General features: G+C 67.2%; 22 protein-coding genes. 18 read left to right on the top strand and 4 right to left on the bottom strand.

Going from position 1 to position 24622, the window contains the following annotated elements; genetic code table 11:
- Positions 1 to 171 precede the first annotated feature (171 nt).
- The 15 genes from AruCF_RS26965 to AruCF_RS26895 all read left to right on the top strand — a co-directional run bounded on the left by AruCF_RS26965 (position 172) and on the right by AruCF_RS26895 (position 17333).
- Positions 172 to 1728: a DUF1254 domain-containing protein gene (locus tag AruCF_RS26965; RefSeq protein WP_083037016.1), complete on the top strand. Its 1557-nt coding sequence runs from the start codon at positions 172 to 174 to the stop codon at positions 1726 to 1728.
- Positions 1729 to 2262: 534 nt separating this feature from the next.
- Positions 2263 to 2676, top strand: a complete 414-nt coding sequence (locus tag AruCF_RS26960; RefSeq protein ID WP_053086034.1) for an ATP synthase subunit I — start codon at positions 2263 to 2265, stop codon at positions 2674 to 2676.
- 86 nt (positions 2677 to 2762) lie between these two features.
- Positions 2763 to 3644 carry a F0F1 ATP synthase subunit A gene (gene atpB, locus AruCF_RS26955; RefSeq protein WP_006386764.1) on the top strand — a complete coding sequence of 294 codons (882 nt, stop codon included), beginning with the start codon at positions 2763 to 2765 and terminating at the stop codon, positions 3642 to 3644.
- Positions 3645 to 3762: 118 nt separating this feature from the next.
- Positions 3763 to 4005: a F0F1 ATP synthase subunit C gene (gene atpE, locus AruCF_RS26950; protein ID WP_003815363.1), complete on the top strand. Its 243-nt coding sequence runs from the start codon at positions 3763 to 3765 to the stop codon at positions 4003 to 4005.
- Positions 4006 to 4147: 142 nt separating this feature from the next.
- Entirely contained in the window at positions 4148 to 4618 is a 471-nt protein-coding gene (locus tag AruCF_RS26945) for a F0F1 ATP synthase subunit B (RefSeq protein ID WP_006227275.1), read from the top strand.
- A 12-nt stretch (positions 4619 to 4630) separates the two neighbouring features.
- Positions 4631 to 5170 (top strand): F0F1 ATP synthase subunit delta, encoded by a 540-nt coding sequence (locus AruCF_RS26940; protein ID WP_049070834.1) that lies wholly within the window; start codon positions 4631 to 4633, stop codon positions 5168 to 5170.
- 31 nt (positions 5171 to 5201) lie between these two features.
- Positions 5202 to 6743 carry a F0F1 ATP synthase subunit alpha gene (gene atpA / locus AruCF_RS26935; protein ID WP_049070835.1) on the top strand — a complete coding sequence of 514 codons (1542 nt, stop codon included), beginning with the start codon at positions 5202 to 5204 and terminating at the stop codon, positions 6741 to 6743.
- 98 nt (positions 6744 to 6841) lie between these two features.
- Complete coding sequence (atpG, locus tag AruCF_RS26930; protein ID WP_049070836.1) at positions 6842 to 7747, top strand: F0F1 ATP synthase subunit gamma; 906 nt, start codon at positions 6842 to 6844, stop codon at positions 7745 to 7747.
- Positions 7748 to 7790: 43 nt separating this feature from the next.
- The gene (gene atpD / locus AruCF_RS26925) at positions 7791 to 9191 is read left to right on the top strand and encodes a F0F1 ATP synthase subunit beta (RefSeq protein ID WP_006386768.1); all 1401 of its coding nucleotides are present in this window, start codon (positions 7791 to 7793) and stop codon (positions 9189 to 9191) included.
- A 9-nt stretch (positions 9192 to 9200) separates the two neighbouring features.
- Positions 9201 to 9626 (top strand): F0F1 ATP synthase subunit epsilon, encoded by a 426-nt coding sequence (locus AruCF_RS26920; protein WP_049070837.1) that lies wholly within the window; start codon positions 9201 to 9203, stop codon positions 9624 to 9626.
- A 184-nt stretch (positions 9627 to 9810) separates the two neighbouring features.
- Entirely contained in the window at positions 9811 to 10587 is a 777-nt protein-coding gene (locus tag AruCF_RS26915) for a hypothetical protein (protein WP_235432729.1), read from the top strand.
- Between the two features lie 176 nt (positions 10588 to 10763).
- Entirely contained in the window at positions 10764 to 11837 is a 1074-nt protein-coding gene (gene hemE / locus AruCF_RS26910; protein WP_049070840.1) for a uroporphyrinogen decarboxylase, read from the top strand.
- Between the two features lie 371 nt (positions 11838 to 12208).
- Entirely contained in the window at positions 12209 to 14314 is a 2106-nt protein-coding gene (locus tag AruCF_RS26905) for a primosomal protein N' (RefSeq protein ID WP_049070841.1), read from the top strand.
- A 55-nt stretch (positions 14315 to 14369) separates the two neighbouring features.
- The gene (locus tag AruCF_RS26900; protein WP_049070843.1) at positions 14370 to 16433 is read left to right on the top strand and encodes a UvrD-helicase domain-containing protein; all 2064 of its coding nucleotides are present in this window, start codon (positions 14370 to 14372) and stop codon (positions 16431 to 16433) included.
- 72 nt (positions 16434 to 16505) lie between these two features.
- Positions 16506 to 17333, top strand: a complete 828-nt coding sequence (locus tag AruCF_RS26895) for an AraC family transcriptional regulator (RefSeq protein WP_049077401.1) — start codon at positions 16506 to 16508, stop codon at positions 17331 to 17333.
- 64 nt (positions 17334 to 17397) lie between these two features.
- Here AruCF_RS26895 and AruCF_RS26890 read toward each other — a convergent pair whose 3' ends face one another.
- On the bottom strand, positions 17398 to 18456 hold the full coding sequence (locus tag AruCF_RS26890) for a threonine aldolase family protein (protein ID WP_049070844.1): 1059 nt from the start codon (positions 18454 to 18456) through the stop codon (positions 17398 to 17400).
- A 138-nt stretch (positions 18457 to 18594) separates the two neighbouring features.
- Between AruCF_RS26890 and AruCF_RS26885 the strand changes: the two genes are divergently transcribed.
- Positions 18595 to 19434 carry a class II glutamine amidotransferase gene (locus tag AruCF_RS26885; RefSeq protein WP_049070845.1) on the top strand — a complete coding sequence of 280 codons (840 nt, stop codon included), beginning with the start codon at positions 18595 to 18597 and terminating at the stop codon, positions 19432 to 19434.
- Here the strand turns inward: AruCF_RS26885 and AruCF_RS26880 are convergent.
- Positions 19401 to 20237: an SDR family NAD(P)-dependent oxidoreductase gene (locus tag AruCF_RS26880; RefSeq protein ID WP_049070847.1), complete on the bottom strand. Its 837-nt coding sequence runs from the start codon at positions 20235 to 20237 to the stop codon at positions 19401 to 19403. The genes AruCF_RS26885 and AruCF_RS26880 overlap by 34 nt on opposite strands.
- Before the next feature lie 125 nt (positions 20238 to 20362).
- On the opposite strand from AruCF_RS26880, the gene AruCF_RS26875 reads away from it, so the two are divergent.
- Positions 20363 to 21295 carry a GlxA family transcriptional regulator gene (locus tag AruCF_RS26875; RefSeq protein WP_049070848.1) on the top strand — a complete coding sequence of 311 codons (933 nt, stop codon included), beginning with the start codon at positions 20363 to 20365 and terminating at the stop codon, positions 21293 to 21295.
- A 40-nt stretch (positions 21296 to 21335) separates the two neighbouring features.
- Here AruCF_RS26875 and dapD read toward each other — a convergent pair whose 3' ends face one another.
- Positions 21336 to 22316, bottom strand: coding sequence for a 2,3,4,5-tetrahydropyridine-2,6-dicarboxylate N-succinyltransferase (gene dapD, locus AruCF_RS26870; RefSeq protein ID WP_049070850.1), 981 nt, complete (start codon positions 22314 to 22316; stop codon positions 21336 to 21338).
- Between the two features lie 154 nt (positions 22317 to 22470).
- On the opposite strand from dapD, the gene ppk2 reads away from it, so the two are divergent.
- Positions 22471 to 23391, top strand: a complete 921-nt coding sequence (gene ppk2 / locus AruCF_RS26865; protein ID WP_372363580.1) for a polyphosphate kinase 2 — start codon at positions 22471 to 22473, stop codon at positions 23389 to 23391.
- An 84-nt stretch (positions 23392 to 23475) separates the two neighbouring features.
- Here ppk2 and AruCF_RS26860 read toward each other — a convergent pair whose 3' ends face one another.
- The gene (locus tag AruCF_RS26860; protein WP_049070852.1) at positions 23476 to 24606 is read right to left on the bottom strand and encodes a M20 family metallopeptidase; all 1131 of its coding nucleotides are present in this window, start codon (positions 24604 to 24606) and stop codon (positions 23476 to 23478) included.
- Between the last annotated feature and the right edge of the window lie 16 nt (positions 24607 to 24622).

Here is a 24622-nt window from a genome sequence, read left to right as displayed (position 1 = left end):
GTTGGCGCGTTGCGCCTTGAAACTTTTGGACAGCACCTTGTTGCAGTGATCGGCCCTATCCTGAAAAGGCGTCACTCTGAAAACGGGATGTCGCGCCAGAGAGGCTTGCCCGAACTGGTAAGCCCCAAGCGCGGCGGCTCGTCTGCAAACAATAGCAACAAGGAGCCTTGCATGCGTACTTCCCCCTTCAATCGCCGGTGGTCCGCCGCCGTGCTCGCGGGCGCCCTCAGCGCCTGCTTCATGACCGCTACGCAAGCCCAATCGCCGCAGCCGACGCTGCGGCTGGTATCGGAAACGCCGTATCCCGCCGCCAACGCGCCCGCGCCGCAGATGAGCGCGCAGGAGCTGCGCGAGATCGCCATCGATGCCTACGTCTACGCCTATCCGATGGTGCTGATGGAGCTGGCGCGCCGCAAGGCCACCGCGGTGCAGTCGCCGCTGGACGGCAAGGCGCCGGTCAACCAGTTCGGCCACAAGGCCGCGTTCCCCGATCCGCGCGCGGCTGACACGCCGTGGCCCAGCGCCGACGCGCTGTATTCGAGCCTGTGGTTCGACGTGTCGCGCGCGCCGCTGATCGTGCGGCTGCCGGATACCGGCAAGCGCTACACCGTGCTGTCGGCGCTGGACATGTGGAGCGATGTGTTCGCCTCGCGCGGCACGCGCACCAACGGCCCCGGCGCCCAGTCGTTCGCCATCGTCGGCCCCAACTGGCAGGGCGCGCTGCCGCCGGGCATGGACGTGATCCACAGCCCGACCTCGACCGGCTGGCTGATCGGCTGGACCCAGACCGGCGGTCCGCAGGATTACGCCGCGGTCAACCAGCTCCAGGCCAACATGACGGCCAGCCCGATGGTGGCGCCGGTGGCGCCGGCGCCCGGCCGTCATCGCGGCGCCAGCGGCGCCACGCCCTATCCGCAGACCGGCCCGGGCGTGGGGTCGGCGCCGATCGGCAGCGACGTGCCGATGCCGATGCCCGTGACGGTGCCCGATGGCACCCCGGCGGAGCAGGCCGCGAGCATGGACGCCGCGTCATTCTTCACGCTGTTCTTCGACGTGCTGCGCAACAATCCGCCGCACGCCAACGACACGCCGATGCTGGACCGCATGCGCCGCATCGGCCTGGATGGCCGCCAGCCGTTCTCGTATGGCCGCCTCAGCCCCACCGTGCAGCAGGCCCTGGCCGACGCGCAGCCGCTGGCCGGCCGCCGCATCGCCGACGGCGTGTCGCGCCTGGCCACGCCGATCAACGGCTGGAACACCGTGCTCACCGGCATCGGCACCTACGGCACCGACTACACCCGCCGCGCCGCCATCGCCTACGCCGGCCTGGGCGCGCCGACGCCGGAAGACGTGCTTTATCCGGTCACGGTCGCCGACAGCAAGGGCCGCGCGCTCAACTCGAACGAAGACTATGTGCTGCACTTCGAGAAGGGCCAATTGCCGCCGGCCAATGGCTTCTGGTCGCTGCATGTCTATAACGACAAGCATGCCTTCCCCGACAATCCCGCCAACCGCTACGCGCTACGCAGCACCGACGGCCTGAAGTACAACGCCGACGGCTCGCTGGACATCTACATCCAGCGCCGCGATCCGGGCGAGCGCAAGCGCTCCAACTGGCTGGCCACGCCGGCCGCCGACGGCCCGTTCCTGCTCAGCATGCGCCTGTACTGGCCGCAGGACGTCGCGCTCGACGGGCTGTGGGCGCCGCCGCCGGTCAAGGAAGACTGACGCGCCGCGCGCGGCCGGGGCGGGTGGGCGCCATCGGCCGGGCAGCACCCCGGCGGCTCCTTCGGGAGCCGCTTTTTTTGTTCCGGCCGTTCGCGCTTTGGCGCGGCGGCAGGCCGCATTCACGTCCCCAATTTCCGTCCCGACACGCCGTCCGGCAAGGCCTGTTGCCGCCTTACAAACCGCCGAAAGTTCATTTGCTCGGGTAAAAAAAACACGCTATACTCTGCGGGTTTGACGCTTGCGGGATAAGAACACAGGGCGATGATTTCGCCGGTTCTGACGGGGGCAAGGCGGGCCGTTCAGGCCAATTCCGTTTAGGCCAATTCGTACGGCCGGTTCGTACGGCCACGGCCAGTGGCGGCTTTGGCATGACGGCATTGGTACGGCTTTAAGCGGGGAAGTTTGATGCAGCAGAACACAGTGCGGCACGAACCTGCGCGCGGTTGGAATGAAGCCCGGGAGCAATCCTGTGGAATGAATCCGCAACCTGCGCAACAGGGCAAGGCACGCCAGGTTCTGGCGGATCGGGATCCGGTGGACCGGGTGCTGGTTCTGAGCGACGCGGACCGCGCGGCGCTGAATGCACAGGCTGGCCGCGGTCTCCTGTTGGCACTGGCGGCGCAAGGCGCCATGGGGCTCGCAGCAGCAGTAATAGCGGGGGTTGTCGGAGGGGCGGCGGCAGGTTGGTCGGCGCTGGCGGGGGCAGGAGCGTATTTCATACCCAATGCGTTGTTCGCATTGCGCCTGGCTGTCAGTGTCCGGACCGGCAAGGCCAGTCCCTTTACCTTTCTCTCTGGTGAGTTGATCAAGTTGTTCGCAACGGCACTGCTGTTGTGGCTGCTTTCGCGTGTGGCGCAGGACAGTCTCGTCTGGCCTGCCGCGCTGCTGGGCTTGATACTCACGCTGAAGGGATATCTCCTGCTTTTGATGTTCCGCAAGTTGTCATAGCGCGCCGGGTAGGTAACGGCAAACGGAATCGTGGAATCGTCCGGCTCGCAAGGGCTCGGGCATACAGCAAATAGGGTAGGATTCAAATGGCTGCTGCCAGCGACGTGTCGCCTCAGTCCGCTTATATTCAGCACCACCTGGTGCACCTGAACAATACGGGCGAAAAACAGACTGCAATTGCTCAGTTTGACATCATCAACTACGACTCGTTGTTCTGGTCCGGCCTGACGGGCCTGATCGTCATCTTCTTCCTGTGGCGCGCCGCCCGCCGTGCGACCGCCGGCGTCCCGGGCCGCTTCCAGGCCTTCGTGGAAATGATCGTCGACATGGTCGACGACCAGGCCAAGGGCATCGTCCACAATGCCAAGAGCCGCCTCTTCATCGCTCCGCTCGCCCTCACCGTGTTCCTCTGGATCATCCTGATGAACGCGCTGGACCTGCTGCCCGTCGACCTGATGCCGTCGATCTGGCGCCTGACCGGTCTGGGCGCGCACCACGGCGACCCCCTCTACTACCACCGCGTGCTGCCGACCGCCGACCTGAACGTGCCGATGGGCATGTCGCTGGGCGTGCTGCTGCTGATGTTCTACTACGGCATCAAGATCAAGCACCCGGGCGGCTTCGTCAAGGAACTGTTCACCGCGCCGTTCCATGCGCATGGCCTGGGCGCGCTCGTCCTGGCGCCGTTCAACCTGCTGCTGAACCTGATCGAATACGCCGCCAAGTCCGTGTCGCTGGGCATGCGGTTGTTCGGCAACATGTTCGCCGGCGAATTGATTTTCATGCTGATCGCCCTCTTGGGCGGTGCCTGGACCGGTTTCAACGGCGCCAGCATCGGCTTGGGAATCGGCCACGTGCTGGCCGGCTCGATCTGGGCCATCTTCCACATCCTGATCGTGTTGCTCCAGGCCTTCATCTTCATGATGCTGACCCTGGTGTACCTCGGCCAGGCGCACGAAGGCCACTGATCCCCCGAATTTCCGGTGTCGGCCTCCGGGCCGGCGCTGGATAGCAAGATCCTCTTGCATTGAGCAGTACCCCAATCTTTTATTTTTTTGACTTCAGATTTCTAACCAAGGAGTTGTCATGACCAACGTCGCTTTCGTTGCTCTCGCTTGCGGTCTTATCATCGGTCTGGGCGCTATCGGCGCTTGCATCGGCATCGCACTGATGGGCGGCAAATACCTGGAAGCTTCGGCTCGTCAGCCTGAACTGATGAACGCTCTGCAAACCAAGATGTTCCTGCTGGCTGGCCTGATCGACGCGGCATTCCTGATCGGCGTGGGTATCGCCATGCTGTTCGCCTTCGCCAACCCGTTCGTCGGCTAAGGCACGCCCGCCGGCGAAAAGGCGGGTCATGACGCTGGCGGCGATGCGGGCCTGAGCCCCGTCGCCGACCGGCAAAGTATCGAGTGCTCCGCGTTGCCCGCCCCGGGTGCCGTCGGAGCCGCAAGGTGTTAAAGGAACGACCGTGAATCTGAACGCGACGATCATTTTCCAGATGCTCGTGTTCTTCGTTCTGGGCTGGTTCACGATGAAATTCGTGTGGCCTCCTCTGACGAAGGCGATGGACGAGCGCCGCCAAAAAATCGCCGACGGCCTTGCCGCCGCGGAGAAGGGCAAGGCCGATCTGGCCCAGGCCCAGGCGCGTGTCAGTCTGATCGAGGCTTCTGCCAAGTCCGAAAACCACGCCCGCATCATCGAGGCCGAGAAGCAAGCCGCCTCCCTGATCGAGCAGGCCCGCCGTGAAGCGGAAGCCGAGCGTGCCCGCATCGTGGCGCAAGCTGCACAGGATGCCGCGCAGGAAGTCCAGCGCGCCCGTGATTCGCTGCGCGACGACGTCGCCGCGCTGGCCGTCAAGGGTGCTGAACAGATCCTCAAGCGCGAGGTTGACGCCCGCGCCCACGCCGAGCTGCTGAACCAGCTCCGCGCGCAGCTTTAATCCGGGACCGTCATGGCTGAACTTTCCACTGTTGCCAGGCCCTACGCCGAAGCCTTGTTCGCCGCCGCGCGCGACGACAAGGCCGGCCTGCAGGCTTGGGCCGACCTGGTCAGCGAGCTGTCGCAGGTCGCCTCCAACCCCGACGTGCGCGAGGCCATGGCCGATCCGCGTCTGGGCGACAAGCAGCGCGTCGAGCTGTTTACCGGCCTGGTGAAGGCCGAACTGCCCCAGGCCGCCCGCAATTTCATCGAGCTGCTGGTCGAAAACGACCGGTTGCTGCTGCTGCCCGAGATCGCCACGCAATTCGTGGTGCTGCGGAACCGTCACGACGGCACGGCGCAGGCGGAAATCACCAGCGCGTTCGAGCTGAGCGACGCCCAGGTCCAAGAACTGGTCGTTGCCCTCGAGAAGAAATTCGGCCTGAAGCTCAAGCCCGTCGTCACCGTCGACCAGTCGTTGATCGGCGGCGTGCGCGTGGCCGTCGGGGACCAGGTGCTCGATACTTCCGTACAAGCCCAATTGGCCCGCATGCGCGATACGCTCGCCGCTTAAAGGCAGCACTAACAGGATTCCAGGAGTCAATATGCAACTCAATCCCTCCGAGATCAGCGAACTGCTCAAGAGCCGCATCGAGGGCCTGGGCGCTTCGGCTGATGTCCGTACTCAGGGCACCGTCGTGTCCGTGACCGACGGTATTACCCGCATCCACGGCCTGTCCGACGTGATGCAGGGCGAAATGCTCGAATTCCCCAACAACGTCTTCGGTCTGGCGCTCAACCTCGAGCGTGATTCCGTCGGCGCCGTTATTCTCGGTGACTACACCGGCGTGTCCGAAGGCGACGCGGTCAAGACGACCGGCCGCATTCTGGAAGTGCCGGTCGGCCCCGAGCTGAAAGGCCGCGTGGTCAACACGCTGGGCGAGCCGATCGACGGCAAGGGCCCCGTGAACGCCAAGGCCACCGACATCATCGAAAAAGTGGCCCCCGGCGTTATCGCCCGCCGCTCGGTGTCGCAGCCGCTGCAAACCGGCATCAAGGCTATCGACTCGATGGTTCCCATCGGCCGTGGCCAGCGCGAACTGATCATTGGCGACCGCCAGACCGGCAAGACCGCCGTGGCCGTCGACACCATCATCAGCCAGAAGGGCAAGGGCGTCACCTGCGTGTACGTCGCCATCGGCCAGAAGGCTTCGACGATCAACAACGTGGTGCGCAAGCTGGAAGAGCACGGCGCGATGGAATACACCATCGTCGTGGCCGCCTCGGCTTCGGACTCCGCCGCCATGCAGTACCTGGCCGCCTACGCCGGCTGCACGATGGGTGAATACTTCCGCGATCGCGGCGAAGACGCCCTGATCGTCTATGACGACCTGACCAAGCAAGCCTGGGCCTACCGCCAGGTCTCGCTGCTGCTGCGCCGTCCGCCGGGCCGCGAAGCCTACCCGGGCGACGTGTTCTACCTGCACTCGCGCCTGCTGGAACGCGCCGCTCGCGTGAACGAAGACTACGTCGAGAAGTTCACCGGTGGCGCCGTCAAGGGCAAGACCGGCTCGCTGACCGCGCTGCCGATCATCGAAACCCAGGCGGGCGACGTGTCGGCCTTCGTTCCGACCAACGTGATCTCGATCACGGACGGCCAGATCTTCCTGGAAACCGACCTGTTCAACGCTGGTGTGCGTCCCGCCATCAACGCCGGTATCTCGGTGTCGCGCGTGGGCGGCGCCGCCCAGACCAAGGTCGTCAAGAAGCTGTCCGGCGGTATCCGTACCGACCTGGCGCAGTACCGAGAACTGGCCGCCTTCGCGCAGTTCGCCTCGGACCTGGACGACGCCACCCGTCGCCAGCTCGAGCGCGGCAAGCGCGTGGTCGAACTGCTCAAGCAGCCGCAATACCAGCCGCTGCAAGTGTGGGAACTGGCCGTCACGCTGTACACGGTCAACAACGGCTACCTGGATGACGTGGACGTGGCCCAGGTGCTGTCGTTCGAAAAGGCGCTGAAGGACCAGCTCAAGGCCAAGCACGCGGCCCTGATCCAGCGCGTCGAAGACACCAAGGAACTGTCCAAGGATGACGAAAGCGAACTCGCCGCCGCCATCCAGGAATTCAAGAAGCACGGTGCTTTTTAAGAAAGTGATGGGTTAGGCGCGCAAGCGCCTCACCCATCCTTATCGGATGGTTGAGGCGCAAGCGACAACCCATCGGCCAGTCTTCACAGGAAAGCGCAATGCCCGGAATTAAGGAAATCCGAACCAAGATCAAGAGCGTGCAAAACACGCGCAAGATCACCAAGGCGATGGAAATGGTCGCCGCATCCAAGATGCGCAAGGCGCAGGAGCGGATGCGCGCGGGCCGTCCGTACGCCACCAAGGTGCGCGAGATCGCCGCGCACCTGATGCAGGCCAACCCCGAGTACAGCCACCCGTACCTGGTCGAGCGCGAAATCAAGGCGGTCGGCGTGGTCATGGTGACGACGGACAAGGGTCTGTGCGGCGGCTTGAACACCAACATCACCCGCGTGGTGTTGACGAAGCTGAAAGAGTTCGAGAAGAACGGCATCGCCGTTCAGGCGACCGCTTTCGGCAACAAGGGCGTGGGCGTGCTGTCCCGTATCGGCGCCAAGCTGGTTTCCCAGGAAGTGCAACTGGGCGACAAGCCGCAACTGGACCGCCTGCTGGGCGCGATCAAGGTGCAGCTGGACGCCTACCTGGAAGGCCGCATCGACGCGCTGTACGTGGCTTCGACCCGCTTCGTCAACACGATGAAGCAGGAGCCGCTGTTCCTGCGCCTGCTGCCCCTGGCCAGCGGTTTGGAAGATCCGTACCAGACGGGCGCCGAAAGCCTGGCCAAGACTTCGGAAGTGAAATCGGATTACAGCTGGGATTACATCTACGAACCCGACGCTCGTAGCGTGATCGACGACCTGCTGCAGCGTTACGTGGAAGGCCTGCTGTACCAAGCCGTGGCCGAGAACATGGCTTCGGAGCAGTCGGCCCGGATGGTCGCCATGAAGGCGGCGTCGGACAACGCCAAGAAGGTCATCGGCGATCTGCAGCTGGTCTACAACAAGACCCGCCAGGCCGCGATCACCAAGGAAATTTCGGAAATCGTAGGGGGCGCTGCCGCCGTCTGAGGCAGGCAGCATCCCGTCAAAAGCTATCAAGCAAGGAATCGACATGAGCAACGGAACCATCGTTCAGTGCATCGGCGCCGTGGTGGATATTCAGTTCCCCCGCGATCACATGCCCAAGATCTACGAAGCGCTTACTCTGGTCGACGAGGGTTCCTCGTTCGCCGAAAAGGGTCTGACGCTGGAAGTGCAGCAACAGCTGGGTGACGGCGTGGTGCGTACCATCGCCCTGGGCTCCAGCGACGGCCTGCGCCGCGGCATGAAGGTCGCCGGCACCGGCGCCCCGATCTCGGTGCCGGTCGGCACCGGCACGCTCGGCCGCATCATGGACGTGCTGGGCCGCCCGATCGACGAAGCTGGCGAAATCCAGCACGACGAAAAGCGTGGCATCCACCAACCGGCTCCCCGTTTCGACGAGCTGTCGCCGTCGGTGGAACTGCTGGAAACCGGCATCAAGGTTATTGACCTGGTGTGCCCGTTCGCCAAGGGCGGCAAGGTCGGCCTGTTCGGCGGCGCCGGCGTGGGCAAGACCGTCAACATGATGGAACTGATCAACAACATCGCCAAGCAGCACAGCGGCTTGTCGGTGTTCGCCGGCGTGGGTGAGCGTACCCGTGAAGGCAACGACTTCTACCACGAAATGGAAGAGTCGAACGTTCTGGACAAGGTCGCCATGGTGTTCGGTCAGATGAACGAACCCCCCGGCAACCGTCTGCGCGTGGCGCTGACCGGCCTGACGATGGCCGAGAAGTTCCGCGACGAAGGCCGCGACATCCTGTTCTTCGTGGACAACATCTACCGCTACACCCTGGCCGGTACCGAAGTGTCGGCACTGCTGGGCCGTATGCCGTCGGCGGTGGGCTACCAGCCCACGCTGGCCGAGGAAATGGGCAAGCTGCAAGAGCGCATCACGTCCACCAAGACCGGCTCGATCACCTCGATCCAGGCCGTGTACGTGCCCGCTGACGACTTGACCGACCCGTCGCCCGCCACCACCTTCCAGCACTTGGACTCGACCGTCGTGCTGTCGCGTGACATCGCCGCCCTGGGTATCTACCCGGCCGTGGACCCGCTGGATTCGTCCAGCCGCCAGCTCGACCCGCAAGTCGTCGGCGAAGAGCACTACGCCGTGGCCCGTGGCGTGCAGCAGACGCTGCAGCGCTACAAGGAACTGCGCGACATCATCGCGATTCTGGGCATGGACGAACTGTCGCCGGAAGACAAGCAGGCCGTGGCCCGCGCCCGTAAGATCCAGCGTTTCCTGTCGCAGCCGTTCCACGTGGCCGAAGTGTTCACCGGTTCGCCCGGCAAGTACGTGCCGCTGGCCGAAACCATCCGTGGTTTCAAGATGATCGTGAACGGCGAGTGCGATGCGCTGCCGGAACAGGCCTTCTACATGGTCGGCTCGATCGACGAGGCCTTCGAGAAGGCCAAGAAACTGCAATAAGGAACCGATATGGCTACCCTGCATGTGGATGTCGTCAGCGCAGAGGAAGCGATCTTCTCCGGTGAGGCGAAGTTCGTGGTGCTGCCTGGCGAGGCGGGTGAGCTGGGCATCCTGCCCGGTCACACCCCGCTGATTTCGCGCATACGCCCCGGGACGGTCAAGATCGTTCGTGCCGACCAAGGCGAGGAAAACATCTTCGTCGCCGGGGGCATTCTGGAAGTGCAGCCGGGCAGCGTGACGGTCCTGGCCGACACGGCCATCCGTGCCGCCGACCTGGACGAGGCCCGTGCCCTGGAAGCGCGCAAGCGCGCCGAAGAGGCCCTGGCCAACGCCAAGGACAAGGCCGACATCGCGGTTGTCGAAGCCGAGCTGGCGATGCTGGCGGCGCAAGCCGTCGCCGCGCGCAAGCTGCGTCAAGGCGGTCGCTCGCACTGAGCGCACGACTTGCCGGGGTTCGCCCCGGATCCGGAAAAAGCGGCCCTGGGCCGCTTTTTTTTTCGCGCGCGCCGGTCGGTGGCCCCTCGGTCAACCGCAGGCCGGCTTGCGTTCGCTACGAATGGCGAGCGGAATGGCGCGCCGGTAGCCTTCAGGGATTGCAATTTGAACCTGGAGGAACGGCGTGCGAGAAACCATGGATTGCGGCGTGCTGCTGGCCCCGGGCCACGAAGCCGCCATGGGCGACTGGGTGGCCCGTGCCCAGCCGAGGCTGGCGCGGGTGCGCTTGCACCTGGTGCCGCTGCGGCAATCGGAGGGCGGCCCGGGCGGCCCGGATGCCCACGCGCTGGCCGGGCTGGCCGTCGGCCTGCGCCGATACGATCATTGTGTCCTGCCGGTCGCGCCGGCCTCGCTGGCCTGGACCCGCCTCTCGCTGCAGCAGGCGCGCGATGCGCTGGCAACCCCGATCCTGCTGCTGGTGCACGACATGACGGCGCCCGCCATCGAAGATCTGCTGCGGTTGGGCGCCGCCGATTTCATCGCCGCGCCGTATTGCCTGGAGAGCCTGCGCGTGCGCCTGGGGCGGCTGGCGCGGCGCGCGCCCTTGGCGGGCGAACGCCTGGAAGAGCCCGGCCTGGTGTACGCCGCCCGTGCGCCGCGGCCCCCCGGAGGCGCCGGCGCCCGTCCGCGGGTGCCGCGGCAGGTGCTGCAGCAGGGCCTGGCCGGGCTGCGCTACCAGCCGCCGCGCGATGCGCAGGAACCTTTCCGGCAGGCCAAGGCGCGCGTCGTCGACGGTTTCGAATCCGACTACATCCGCCTGGCGCTGTCACGCCACCAGGGCAACGTGGCGCGCGCCGCGCGGGCTTCCTCCAAGCACCGCCGGGCATTCTGGGCGCTGATGCGCAAACATGGCATCGACGCCTCGCCATACCGCCGGCAGGCCCAGGAGGCGCGCATCTGACTGGTGCCACGGCGGCTGGCGGCGAGGCGCGACCGACGTCACCCGGCCGGCGCCACAGGCCGGGGCCCGTCACAAAGGCGGCGCGACTTGCGTCCCGGCAAGCCCGGGTCGGATGGGCGTCGTGCCCTGTCAGCTTGGGGCAGTAAAATCATGGCTTCCGATCATCGAGGATAGTCGTGTCCGCTTCCGTCTTGAAGAACGATGTGTTCTTGCGCGCCTTGTTGCGCGAGCCCGTGCCCTACACCCCGATCTGGCTGATGCGCCAGGCGGGCCGTTACCTGCCCGAATACCGCCAGACGCGGGCCCGGGCCGGTTCCTTCATGGGCCTGGCTCAGAATCCGGACTACGCCTGCGAAGTCACCCTGCAGCCGCTGGCGCGCTACGACCTGGACGCGGCCATCCTGTTTTCCGACATCCTGACCGTGCCGCATGCCATGGGGCTGGGCCTGGACTTCGCCGAAGGCGAGGGCCCGCGCTTCGCCCGTCCGGTGCGCACCGAGGAAGACGTGGCGCGCCTGGCGGTGCCCGACATGGACAAGCTGCGCTATGTGTTCGACGCCGTCGGCACCATCCGCCGCGAGCTGGACGGCAAGGTGCCGCTGATCGGCTTCGCCGGCAGTCCCTGGACCATCGCCTGCTATATGGTCGAGGGGCAGGGCAGCGACGACTACCGCCTGATCAAGACCATGCTGTATTCGCGTCCGGACCTGCTGCACCGCATCCTGGAAATCAATGCCGAGGCCACGTTGCAATATCTGAATGCGCAGATCGCCGCCGGCGCCCAGGCCGTGATGCTGTTCGACAGCTGGGGCGGCGTGCTGGCCGACGGCCTGTTCCAGCAGTTCTCGCTGGCCTACACCCGCAAGGTAGTGGCTGGCCTGACGCGCGAACACGACGGCCGTCGCGTGCCGGCCATCGTCTTCACCAAGGGCGGCGGCCAGTGGCTGGAAGACATCGCCGCCTGCGGCTGCGATGCCGTGGGCCTGGACTGGACCGTCGACCTGGCCGCGGCGCGGCGCCGCACCGGCGACTCGGTCGCGTTCCAGGGCAACCTGGATCCGATGGCCTTGTTCGGTGGCGGTGACGCCGTTCGCGCCGAGGCGCGTCGTGTGCTGGATGCGTTCGGGCCGGTGGGCAAGGGCGGCCATGTGTTCAACCTGGGCCATGGTATTTCGCGCTTCACCCCCCCTGAAGCGGTAGCCGAATTGGTCGATGAAGTCCACCGTCACAGTCGCTCGCTGAGAGGGTAAGTGAGTGAACGCTTCGGCCCGCAGGGCCGGGCGTCGAGGGCCCTCGGACGCAGTTGTGCACAGCAAGATTGCGCTCGGGGAAAACCCTTTATAAGCTGGTTTACAATCTTGGAAGTTTGTTCAAGCTATTGTTTTTATTGGAATAAAATGGGTTTTCAACAGGATTGCAAGAGTTGATGCAATCTTGCCTTATTCCAATTTCTGACGTTGCTCTCGCCTTTTCCCCAAAGTTATCCACAGGTCGGGTCTGGAGTTCCGGACCTGGTTGCGGTGACAATCCTTCATGGCCCGGACAGCCCAGGCCTGTCATCCTGATTCCGTCTGTCCCGGCCCTGGCCGGGCCGCCCAGCCCATGTTGTGTTTCCTGATCCATGTCTGAAGTTTTCGCGCTGGTCGAATCCACGCCGGCCGCGCACGCGGCGGCTTGCTGGGTGCGCGTCGCGCTGGACGTGCCGCTGCCCGGCCCATTCGATTACCGTCACCACGAGCCGATCGAGCCGGGCCTGCGGGTGATCGTGCCGTTCGGCCGCCGCAAGCTGATCGGCGTGGTGGTGGACAATCCGGCAGCGCCGTCCTATGAGCCGAAGCAGATCAAACCGATCGAGGAAGTGCTGCGCGACCTGCCGCCCTTCGACGAGGCCTGGCTGCGCCTGGCGCGTTTCGCCGCCGAGTATTACCAGCGGCCGTTGGGCGAGGTGATGCTGCCGACGTTGCCGCCGCCGCTGCGCAAGCCGACCGCCTATCAGGGCAAGCGCTCGGCCGGCGGCCCGGTGGCGCGGCTGGACGGACGCAAGCGCAAGGCGGTCCGCAACCCGGCCGAGGCCGACCAGCCCCCCGAACTGAACGATGCGCAGCGCGAGGCCGTGGACACCATCGCCGGACTCACCAAGTTCAAGCCGGTGCTGCTGTACGGCGTGACCGGCAGCGGCAAGACCGAGGTCTACCTGCGCGCCGCCGAGAAAGTGCTGGCCGCCGGCCGCCAGGTGCTGCTGCTGGTGCCGGAAATCAACCTGACGCCGCAGCTGGAAGGCGCCTTGCGCGCCCGCCTGGAAGGCCTGGTCGGGCCGGACGGCCTGGCGGTGCTGCACAGCGGCCTGTCCGATGGCGAGCGCCTGCAGGCCTGGGCGCGCGCGCAGCGTGGGCAGGCGCGCATGCTGCTCGGCACGCGCATGGCGATCTTCGCGCCCATGAGCGAGCTGGGCCTGATCGTGGTGGACGAAGAACACGACGCCTCGTACAAGCAGCAGGACGGCCTGCGCTATTCCGCGCGCGATCTGGCGGTGTGGCGCGCGCATGACCTGGACATCCCGGTGGTGCTGGGCTCGGCCACGCCGTCGCTGGAGACCTGGCAGCATGCCGAGCGCGGCCGCTACCTGCGGCTGGCGCTGCCGGCGCGCGCCCGCGCCAGTTCGCTGCCGGCCATGAAGCTGGTGGACACGCGCCGCCTGCAGATGAAGCACGGCATGTCGCCGCAGCTGCTGGAGGCCCTGGGCGAACGGCTGGCGCGTAAGGAACAGTCGCTGATCTTCCTGAACCGGCGCGGTTTCGCGCCCGTGCTGCACTGCCAGTCCTGCGGCTGGGTCAGCAACTGCCCGCGCTGCACCGCGTTCACGGTGTTGCACCGCACGGCCGGACGCGGCCATCGCCTGCAGTGCCACCACTGCGGCTACCAGGCGCCGGTGCCGCACGCCTGCCCCGAATGCGGCGACCAGGACCTGGCGCCGATGGGGCGCGGCACGCAGCGGGTCGAGGAACACCTGGCCGAACTGTTTCCCGAGGCGCGCATCCTGCGCATCGACGCCGACAGCACCCGCAAGAAGGGCAGCGCCGAGGCCCTGTTCGCGTCGGTGCACGCGGGCGAGGTCGACATCCTGGTCGGCACGCAGATGGTGTCCAAGGGGCATGACTTCGCGCGGCTTAGCCTGGTGGGCGTGCTCAATCCCGATTCCGCCTTGTTCGCGCATGACTTCCGCGCGCCCGAACGGCTGTTCGCCCAATTGATGCAGGTGGCCGGCCGCGCCGGCCGCCACCAGGGCAACGGCCAGGTCATCATCCAGACCGGCTACCCCGAGCAGCCGGTGTACCAGGCGCTGCTGCGCCATGACTACGCGGGCTTCGCGCGCCACGCGCTGCAGGAACGCGAAAGCACCGGCCTGCCGCCGTTCGCCTACCAGGCGCTGTTGACGGCCGAGGCGCGCGAACTGGCGGTGGCGCAGGCCTTCCTGCAACAGGCCCGCGCCCTGCCCGAAGGCGAATGGGCCGCCGACTTCCCGGGGCTCGACGCGATCATGCTGTACGACCCGGTGCCGCTGCGCGTGGTGCGGGTGGCCAATATCGAGCGCGCCCAGTTGCTGGTGGAAAGCACCAGCCGTCCGGCGCTGCAGGCTTTCCTGGCGTCGTGGTCGCACCACCTGCCGTACCTGGCCAACGAGGCCCGGGTGCGCTGGCAGCTGGAGGTCGACCCGCTGGAAATCTGACAGGCGCCGCGCATTCGTCCGTTTACTCTATGTCGTTCCCCTTTCCCCGACTCCCATGTCCGCACACGAACCCATCGGCCACGGCCTGAACCCCGCGCAGAAAGAGGCGGTGCTGTACCTGGACGGCCCCTGCCTGGTGCTGGCCGGCGCCGGCAGCGGCAAGACGCGCGTCATCACGCAGAAGATCGCCTACCTGCTGCGCGAATGCGGCTACATGGGCCGCAACGTGGTGGCGCTGACCTTCACCAACAAGGCCGCGCGCGAGATGGATGAGCGCGTCAAGACGCTGGTGGACCGCAAGCTGGGCAAGGGCCTGACCATCAGCACCTTCCACTCGCTGGGCGTGAAGCTCTTGCGCGAAGAGGCGCGCAACGCGGGTCTCAAGCCGACCTTCTCGATCCTGGACGCCGATGATGCCATGGCGATCATCCAGGAGCTGCTGGCCACCACCGACAAGGGCCGCCTGCGCCACGTGCAGGGCATCATCTCGCTGTGGAAGAACGCGCTGATGGAACCCGACGACGCCGCGCGCGAAGCCATCACGCCGGGCGACGTCGAGGCCGCCAACGTCTATCGCAGTTACGCCGCCACGCTGGCCGCCTACCAGGCCGTGGATTTCGACGACCTGATCCGCATCCCGGCCATCCTGCTGGCCAACAACGAAGAGGTGCGCACGCGCTGGCAGAACCGCGTGCGCTACCTGCTGGTCGATGAATACCAGGACACCAACGTCTGCCAGTACCGCCTGGTGCAACTGCTGACCGGCCCGCGCGCCATGTTCACGGCGGTGGGCGACGACGATCAGGCCATCTACGCCTGGCGCGGCGCCACCATCGAGAACCTGGCCAAACTGACCACCGACTATCCCAATCTCAAGCTCATCAAGCTGGAGCAGAACTACCGCTCGGTGCAGCGCATCCTGGCGGCGGCCAACCAGGTGATCGAGAAGAACCCCAAGCTGTTCGAAAAGAAGCTGTGGTCGGACTTGGGCGTGGGCGAGCCGATCGTCGTTTCGGCGATGGACGGCGAGGAGCACGAGGCCGAGTCCATCGCCATGAAGATCTCGGCGTCACGTTTCGAGCGCCAGGCGCAGTGGAAGGATTTCGCCATCCTGTATCGCGGCAATCACCAGTCGCGCATCCTGGAGCAGGCGCTGCGCAACCTGAAGATCCCGTACACGATCGCGGGCGGGCAGAGTTTCTTCGACAAGGCCGAGGTGCGCGACATTCTGGCCTACCTGCGGCTGCTGGCCAACGACGAGGACGATCCGGCCTTTATCCGCGCCGCCACCACGCCCAAGCGCGGCATCGGCCAGGCCACTTTGCAGACGCTGGGCCAGTATGCCGCCACCCGCGAACTGTCGCTGCTGGCGGCGGTCGACGAAACCGGGCTGGAGAGCCTGCTGGCGCCGCGCCAGCTCGAACCGCTGCGCACCTTCACCGAATTCATCCGCCGCATGCAGTGGCGCGCCGGCCGTGGCGCCACCGCCGGCGCCGATGGCGCGCCCGCCGAACCCGCCGGCGTGATCCTGGATGATCTGGTGCAGGCGATCCAGTACGAACGGCATCTGTTCGAGCTGTTCGACGAACGCCCGGCGCAGACCCGCTGGCAGAACGTGCTGGAGCTGACCGGCTGGCTCAAGCGCAAGGCCGAAGAGGACAACATGTCGCTGTTCGAGCTGGTGCAGCACGTTGCGCTGGTGACGATGCTCGAACGGGGCGAGGAAGAGGAGCCGGACGCGGTCAAGATGTCGACCCTGCATGCCTCCAAGGGCCTGGAGTATCCGCACGTGTATCTGGCGGGGGTCGAAGAAGGCCTGCTGCCGCACCTGGGCAAGGACGACGAGGTGGGCGACCCGGCGCGCGCCGCGGAGAACCTGGCCACCCGTATCCAGGAAGAGCGGCGGCTGATGTACGTGGGCATCACACGCGCCCAGCGCAGCCTCAACCTGAGCTGGTGCAAGCGCCGGCGCCGGGCGCGCGAGGACCTGGTGCGCGAGCCGTCGCGCTTCATCGAGGAAATGGGCCTGGACGCTCCGGGCATCCAGGAAGACGAGACCACCGCCGCCATGAATCCCAAGGAACGCATGGCCATGCTCAAGGCCTTGCTGAAGAAATAGCGCCGCAATAAATTACATGACGGGGGGAGCGTCCAGGATCTATACCTGCCGCTTTGCATCATGGCGCTGACGATGAAGGATGACGTGCGTTACCAACCGGTGCCCGGCACGCCGGGCCTGGTGCTGGGCGTGGCGCGGCTGGTCGATTTCCAGTTCGACCGGCACTACCATGTCGATTACCACATCGGCCTGGTGACCCAGGGCGTGCAGCGCCAGACCTTCCGTGGCCGCAGCACGCTGCTGGGGCCCGGTGGCATCGCTCTGATGCCGCCCGGCGAGGTCCACGACGGCGCCGGCGTGGCCGACTATGGCCAGTCCTACACCCTGAAGACCTTCCGTCTGTCGCCCGATCTGATGCGCGATTTCATCGCCGAAGTCTCGGGCGGCGCATCTGACGAGCGGTTCCTGGGCACCTTGATCGAGGAACCCGCGCTGGCGGCTCGCTTCAAGGCGTTGCACGCTTCCTGGATGGCGGATGCGGCCGCCGGGCCGTTGGCGCACGAGTCCGCCTCGCTGGCCCTGATGGGGGCGCTGTTCGCGCGCACGGGGGCCGTGACGCCCCAGGCGGTGCGCGGCGGCCTGTCGCTCGCGCACCAGCGGGTCGTGCGGGAGTATTGCCAGGCCCACCTGGGCGACAAGATCGGTCTGGAAGACCTGGCGCGGCTCTGCGGCCTGAGCCGCTACCAGTTCCTGCGTCGCTTCGCGCTGTCGGTGGGGCTGACGCCGCACGCCTGGCTGACGCGGCTGCGCCTGGAGCGGGCCTGCGCCGCGCTGGCGCGAGCGCGCGCTCCGATCGCGCAGGTGGCGGCCGATGTGGGCTTCTACGACCAGAGCCATTTCAACCGCGCCTTCCGCACGGCCTATGGGGTGCCGCCCTCGGCCTACCGGCGCGCCGCCTGAGCGCGCCGATTCCCGCGTCGTCCTGGCGCTGGCGCGCGGCGCGCCGGAGGAACGGCGCGGGTCGTTATCGCACCAGCGCGCGCAACGCCGCCAGGAAGTGATCGACGTCCTGCTCGTGCGTGGTGAACGACGTCACCAGCCGCGCCACGCCCGGGCCCCAGCGGTCGTGGTAGAAGCGAAAGCCCTGCGCCAGCAGGCCGTCAATGGTGGCGATCGGCAGCCGGCAGAACAGGATGTTGGCCTCGACCGGACCCTGGAGTTCAACGCCTGGCAGGTTCGCCATGCCCGCCGCCAGCCGCGCCGCCATGGCGTTGGCCTGGCGCGCGTTGCGCAGCCACAGGTCGTCCGCCAGATAGGCTTCCATCTGCGCCGACAGCAGCCGCATCTTCGAAAACAGGTGGCCGCCGCGCTTGCGCCGGTAGGCCAGCTCGGTGGCGCGGCCGGGTTCGAACAGCACGATGGCCTCGGCGCCCAGCACGCCGTTCTTGGTGGCGCCGAACGACAGTGCCGCGACGCCGGCCTTCCAGGTCATTTCCGCGGGCGTGCAGCCCAGGCTGACCAGGGCGTTGGCGAAGCGCGCGCCGTCCATGTGCAGGGGCAACCCGGCCTCGCGGCAGACGTCGCCGATGGCCGTGATCTCGTCGCGCGTGTAGACGCTGCCGGTTTCAGTGGCCTGGGTAATGCTGACGCAGGCGGGCGGCATCGAGTGCACGTCGCCGGCCTTGCGGCGCGCTTCCACGGCGAGCTGGGCGGGGTCGAGCTTGGAGGCGGCGCCCTCCAGCAGCGCCAGGCGCGCGCCGCCGCTGTAGAACTGCGGCGCGCCGCATTCGTCGTTGGCGATGTGGCTGTGCGCATGGCACAGCACGCTGCCCCAGGGCGGCGTCAGCGCCGCCAGCGCCAGCGAATTGGCGGCGGTGCCGGTGGGCACCAGCAGCACGTCGACCTCGCGTTCGAAGATCTCGGCCAGGCGCCGTTCGACGCGCACGGTGATGTCGTCGGCGCCATAGGCGGGGGCCTGTCCCTCATTGGCGCGCAGCAGCGCGGCCAGGATCTGGGGGCTGGCGCCGGCGGTGTTGTCGCTGGCGAAACCCTGTTGGGGCGAGGCGGCGGCGGGGGTGTCCAATACGGGGCTCCGGTGAAGACAGACAGGTCCTCACTATGCCCGCCGGCGCCGGGCCGGGCTTGTAGAAAATTGCGCCTCGCTCCTACACTGGGGCGGACCCGGCAAGCCCGCGCCGGGCCGGTTTTCAAGGAGCGCATCATGTGCCGCTGGCTGGCTTACACCGGGAGTCCCCTGCAAATGGAGAGCGTGCTGTTCAAGGCCACGCACTCGCTGATCGACCAGAGCCTGCATGCGCGCATGGGCGCCACCACCACCAATGGCGACGGTTTCGGCCTGGGCTGGTACGGCCGGCCGCCCGAGCCGCCGTTCCGCTACCGCAGCGTGCATCCGGCGTGGAACGACCGGAACCTGCGCGAGGCCGCGCGCGCCATCCATTCGCCGCTCTTCGTGGCGCACATCCGCGCCGCCACCGACACGCCAGCCCAGGAAACCAACTGCCATCCGTTCCGCCATGGCAACTGGCTGTTCGTGCACAACGGCGTGATCCGCGACTATCCGCTGCTGCGGCGCGACCTGATGCTGATGATCGCGCCGGCCTACTTCGGTTCACTGGAAGGGTCGACCGATTCCGAGGTGATGTTCCTGCTGGCGCTGACCTTCGGCCTGGAGGAAGACGCGCTGCCGGCGCTGGCGCGCATGGTCGGCGCGGTCGAGGAGACCGGCCGGCGTCATGGGGTGGCCCGGCCCATCAACATGACCGTGTGCGCGCTGGATGGCGAGCGCCTGATCGCGGTGCGCTATTCCAGCGAGCGCGATTCGCGCACGCTGTTCCACAACACCTGCGTGCGGCACCTGCGCGAGCTTTATCCCGACGACCCGAAGGTCGCGGCGCTGGACGATGACGCATTCCTGTTGCTGTCCGAGCCGCTGAGCGAGATGCCGGGCGCCTGGGAAGAGGTGCCCGAATCCACCGCCATCATCGCGGGCCGGGGCCGCGTCGAGCACTATCCGTTCGTGCCGGTGCCGCCGGGCGCCTGAATGCCATAGCGCGCCGCCGGCGTATTGCGCGACAGTTCCGGCCCCAGGGCCTGGCGCGCCGCTTCCAGGCGTTCCAGCAGCGCCGGGTCGGTCAGCGACGGGATGGTGACGAACTCGCCCTGGTCCAGGCCCGCCAGGGCGCTGCGCACCATGTCGTCCGCGCTCATCACGATCGCGGACGGCAACTCGCTGGCCGGCTTGCCGGCCAGGTCCCAGAACTCGGTGCCGGTGGCGCCGGGCAGCACCGCCTGGACGCGCAGGCCCTTGTCCGCCAGTTCGTGGCGCAGCGACTGCGAGTAGGCCAGCACATAGGCCTTGCTGGCGCCGTAGACGCCGTTGAGCAGCTCGGGATGCAGCCCGACGATCGACGCGATATTGATGATGGTGCCGCCGCCGCGCGCCACGAAGGCGGGCGCGGCCGCCATGGTCAGGTGGGTGAGGGCGCTGATGTTCAGATCGATCATGGCCTGCATCTGGGCGGGATCGGATTGCAGCAGCGGCGCCACCGCGCCGATGCCGGCGTTGTTCACCAGCAGGGTCAGCGAGTCGTCCTCGCGCAGCGCTTGCGCCACGCGTTGCACGCCGTCGGCCCGCGACAGGTCGGCTGGCAGCACGCGCACGTCACGGCCGGTCTCGGCGCGCAGTCGCGCGGCCAGGGTTTCCAGGCGTTCGACGTTGCGCGCCACCAGCGTCAGGTCGTGGCCGCGATGGGCCAGGTGATGGGCGTAGCGCGCGCCGATGCCGGACGAGGCGCCGGTGACCAGGGCGCGGCCGGGGGATTTGCCAGACGGGGTGTTGCTCATGAAGGACTCCGAAATGGGGGCGGCGAGTAGTGCCGGTACGCTTGCAGAGTAGAACCGGGATGAAATATCCTCAATGACATAGAAACGTCTTTTCAGGACATGCGATGAAAGTAGACGGTCCAGCCATGAAAACCATTGCGATCCTGTTGCACCCCGGCTTCCAGCTCATGAGCCTGGCGGCCAGCGCCGTCTTCGAGATGGCCAACCGCCAGAGCGGCGAACCGGCCTATCGCGTCGTCCTGGTGTCCGAACACGGCGGCCCGGTGGCCAGTTCGCTGGGGTTTGCGCAGGACACGCAGAAGCTGGGGCGGCGCACGTTCGACACGTTGATCGTCGCCGGCGACAACACCGGCGAGGGCGCGTCCGAGAGCCTGTTGCGCGCGCTGCGCGGCGCCAGCGAACGGGTCCGCCGTTGCGCCTCGATGTGCACCGGCGCGTTCGTGCTGGCGCAGGCGGGCCTGCTCGACGGCCGCCGCGCCACCACCCACTGGTTCTATGCGCGGCGCCTGCAGCGCGAGTATCCGCGGGTCAAGGTGGACGAGGACCGCATCTTCGTGGCCGACGGCCCTATCTGGACCTCGGCGGGCATGAGCGCCGGCATTGACCTGGCGCTGGCCATGGTGGAGGCGGACCTGGGGGCGGACATGGCGCGCGCGGTGGCGCGCAAGCTGGTGCTGACGCAACGCCGCGCGGGCGGACAGTCGCAGTATTCGGCGTTGCTGGAGCTGGATGCGAAGTCCGATCGGGTGCAGACGGCGCTGGCCTATGCCAAGGCCAACCTGAAGGCCGAATTGTCGGTGGACGAGCTGGCGCGCGCCGCGCACCTGAGCCCGCGCCAGTTCAGCCGTGTGTTCCGCCAGGAAACGGGCCAGTCTCCGGCCAAGGCGGTGGAACATCTGCGCCTGGAGGCGGCGCAGGACATGATGCAGTCCGGCCGCCACGCGGCCGAGGTGGTGGCGCGCGAAACCGGCTTTGGCGACCGCGACCGCATGCGCAAGGCTTTTCTGCGCGCGTTCGGCCAGTCGCCGCAGGCGATGCGGCGGTTGCTGCACGCCTGACGACGGCGCCGCGCCGCGGGCCCGCGATGGGCCCGCCCGCTCAGTGCCCGGTGTGCAGCGCCGGGTTCAAGGTGCCCCAGGCGGCCGTGCGCACCAGCGTTTCGACCGCGCCGGTCTGCGAATTGCGGCGGAACAGCAGCCCGTGCTGTCCGGCCAGTTCCACGGCCTTGACCACCGCGCCCTCCGGCGTCAGCACGCGCGTGCCGGCGGTGATGTAGCAGCCGGCCTCAACCACGCAGTCGTCGCCCAGCGAAATGCCGATGCCGGAGTTGGCGCCCAGCAGGCAGCGCTTGCCAATGGCCACGACCTGCTTGCCGCCGCCTGACATGGTGCCCATGATGGAGGCGCCGCCGCCGATGTCGGTGCCGTCGTCGACGATAACGCCGGCGCTGATGCGCCCCTCGACCATCGACGCGCCGAGCGTGCCGGCGTTGAAGTTGCAGAAGCCCTCGTGCAGCACGGTGGTGCCGGCCGCCAGGTGCGCGCCGAGCCGCACGCGCGCGGTGTCGGCGATGCGCACGCCAACGGGCACGACGTAGTCGGTCATGCGCGGGATCTTGTCGACGCCGCGGATTTCGAGGATCTGCCCGGTGGCGCGCAGTTGCCAGCGCAGCGCCTCGACCTGGTCGACGGCGCAGGGGCCGGCGGAGGTCCAGGCGACGTTGGCAAGCACGTTGAACAGCCCGTCGAGGTTGGCGCCGTGCGGCCGGATCAGCCGGTGGCTGAGCAGATGCAGGCGCAGGTAGGCGTCGTGCGCGTCGGCGGGCGGCTGGTCGAGCGAGGCGATGGCGGTGCGCACGGCGACGATGTCGACTTTGCGCCGGGTGTCGCGCCCCAGCGAGGTGGGCACGTGCTCGCCGAGCGCGGCGCGGGCTTCTTCGGGCGTCAGGTGCCGGGTTCCGCCCGCCGGCGTATGGTCGGCCAGGGACGGACGGGGATACCAGGTGTCCAGGATGGTGCCATCGGCGGCGAGGGTGGCCAGGCCGTAGGCGATGGCGCTGTTTGCGGTAGGTGCTTGCATGGCGTGTTTTTCTTTGGGCCTGTCTCGGCGAATATTTTAGGGCCAGTTGCTCCCGGACAGGCGCCTTGATTGCCTGTCATATTTGGCCGCCATCCTGACGGAGTCCGGTTGCACGGCAGGTGCGCGGACGCGTGAACAACACCGGGAGGCCACCATGGAGAATATGCCGGAACGCGGTGGGGATGCGTTGCAGCGACATATGCGTCTGCAGGAAGACCTGATCGACAGCCTGGACGAAGAGCTGGAAATGGAGCTCGACGACTGGCGGGTGGGCAATGGCCACGCCGGGGACGAAAGCTGGCACGCCCAGCGGCGGCAGTATTTCCGCGAACTGCTGCGCCTGCAGGGCGAGCTGGTCAAGCTGCAGGATTGGGTGATGCACGGCGGGCACCGCCTGGTGGTGCTGTTCGAAGGGCGGGATGCGGCCGGCAAGGGCGGCGTCATCAAGCGCATCACGCAGCGCCTGAATCCGCGCGTGTGCCGGGTGGCCGCGCTACCCGCGCCGACCTCGCGCGAACGCACGCAATGGTACTTCCAGCGCTATGCGGCGCATCTGCCCGCCGCGGGCGAAATCGTGCTGTTCGACCGCAGCTGGTACAACCGGGCAGGGGTGGAGCGCGTGATGGGCTTCTGCAGCGACGCGGAGTACGAGGAGTTCTTCCGTTCGGTGCCCGAGTTCGAGAAGATGCTGGTGCGCAGCGGGATCCAGATCATCAAGTACTGGTTCTCGGTGTCGGACAATGAACAGGAATCGCGCTTCCAGAGCCGTATCGACGATCCGCTCAAGCAATGGAAGCTGAGCCCGATGGACCTGGAAAGCCGGCGGCGCTGGGAGGCCTACACGCAGGCCAAGGAAGTCATGCTGGAGCGCTCGCACATTCCGGAATCCCCGTGGTGGGTGGTGCGCGCCGACGACAAGAAGAAGGCGCGGCTGAACTGCATCAGCCACCTGCTGGAACAGGTTCCCTACCAGGCGGTGTCGCATGCCGACGTGGTGCTGCCCGAACGGGTCCATCACGAGGACTACCTGCGTCATCCGGTGCCCGAAGAGATGTTCGTGCCGGAGAAGTACTAGGCGGGCGCTGCCCGCGCTGTGCAACGCGCGGGCGCGTGGTGCGGGCGGGCCGTGGCCACGGCCCGCCGCTTCATCGGACCGGCGTTACGCCAGTTCCTTCAACAGCAGCTCCCAGAACTTCAGGCGCTGTTCCAGCGTCGACACCAGGATGTACTCGTTCAGCGTGTGCGCGCCGTCGCCGTCCGCGCCCAGGCCGTCCAGCGTCGGGATCCCCATGGCCGAGGTGAAGTTGGCGTCGCTGCCGCCGCCGGTCATCGGCGCGTCTTCCAGCAGGAAGCCGGCGCGTTCCGCGTAGCCTTGCACCAGCGCCAGCAGCGCGGCGGCTTCCTCGGTCTTCACCATCGGCGGGCGGTTCAGTTCCACGTCGATGTCCAGTTCCACGTCCGGGCCCACCGCGCACAGCTCGCGCATGCGGCGCAGCACGTCTTCGGCCGCGCCCATGTCGGGCACGCGGAAGTCCACCACGCAGCGGCACAGCGCCGGCACGGTGTTGGTGACGGTGCCGCCGGCGATGGTGCCCACGCTCACGGTAATGCCGCGCTCGTAGTCCGTCATCGCTTCCAGCGCCAGCACCTGGTGCGCCATTTCGCGGATCGCGCTGCGGCCCTTCTCGTGCTGCATGCCGGCGTGGGCCGGGCGGCCCTTGACGTTCAGGTTCAGCATGCCGGTGCCCTTGCGCGCCGTCACGCACTTGCCGCCGTTGGGACGGGCCGGCTCGCACACCAGCGCGTACTTCGCGTTGGCGGCGAAGCGTTCGATGTGCGCGCGCGAGGCATGGCTGCCGGTTTCCTCGTCGGGCACTACCAGGAAGTCCACCGGCAGTTGCGTCGCGCCGGGTCGGGCCACGCTGGCCAGCGCCGTCAGCGCCAGGTAGATGCCGGCCTTCATGTCGTAGCTGCCGGGGCCGTAGAGGCGGTCGCCGTCGGTGCGCACCGGATTCTCCAGCAGCGTGCCGACCGGATGCACCGTATCCATGTGCGCCAGGATCAGGATGCCGGGGCGGGTGTCGCCGGGGGCGCGGTTGGTGGCGTACAGCAGCGGGCCGGTGGCGGGGCCGAGGGAGGACAGTTCCACCGTCAGGCCGGCCGCGGCGGCGTAGTCGGCGATGATGCGGGCCATCGCGGCGATGCCGTCGGGGAAGTTCGAAGGCGATTCGCATTGCAGCCAGCTCTGGATGCCGGCGACGAGTTGTTCAGTGCGGGAAGTGGAGGACATGGCGATTCTGCTAGCG

Source organism: Achromobacter ruhlandii, assembly GCF_002082135.1.
In the GTDB taxonomy this organism is placed as follows: Bacteria; Pseudomonadota; Gammaproteobacteria; order Burkholderiales; family Burkholderiaceae_B; genus Achromobacter; species Achromobacter ruhlandii.
The sequence above is the reverse complement of the archived record's forward strand: the minus strand, read 5'-3'. Positions and strand labels throughout refer to the sequence as shown.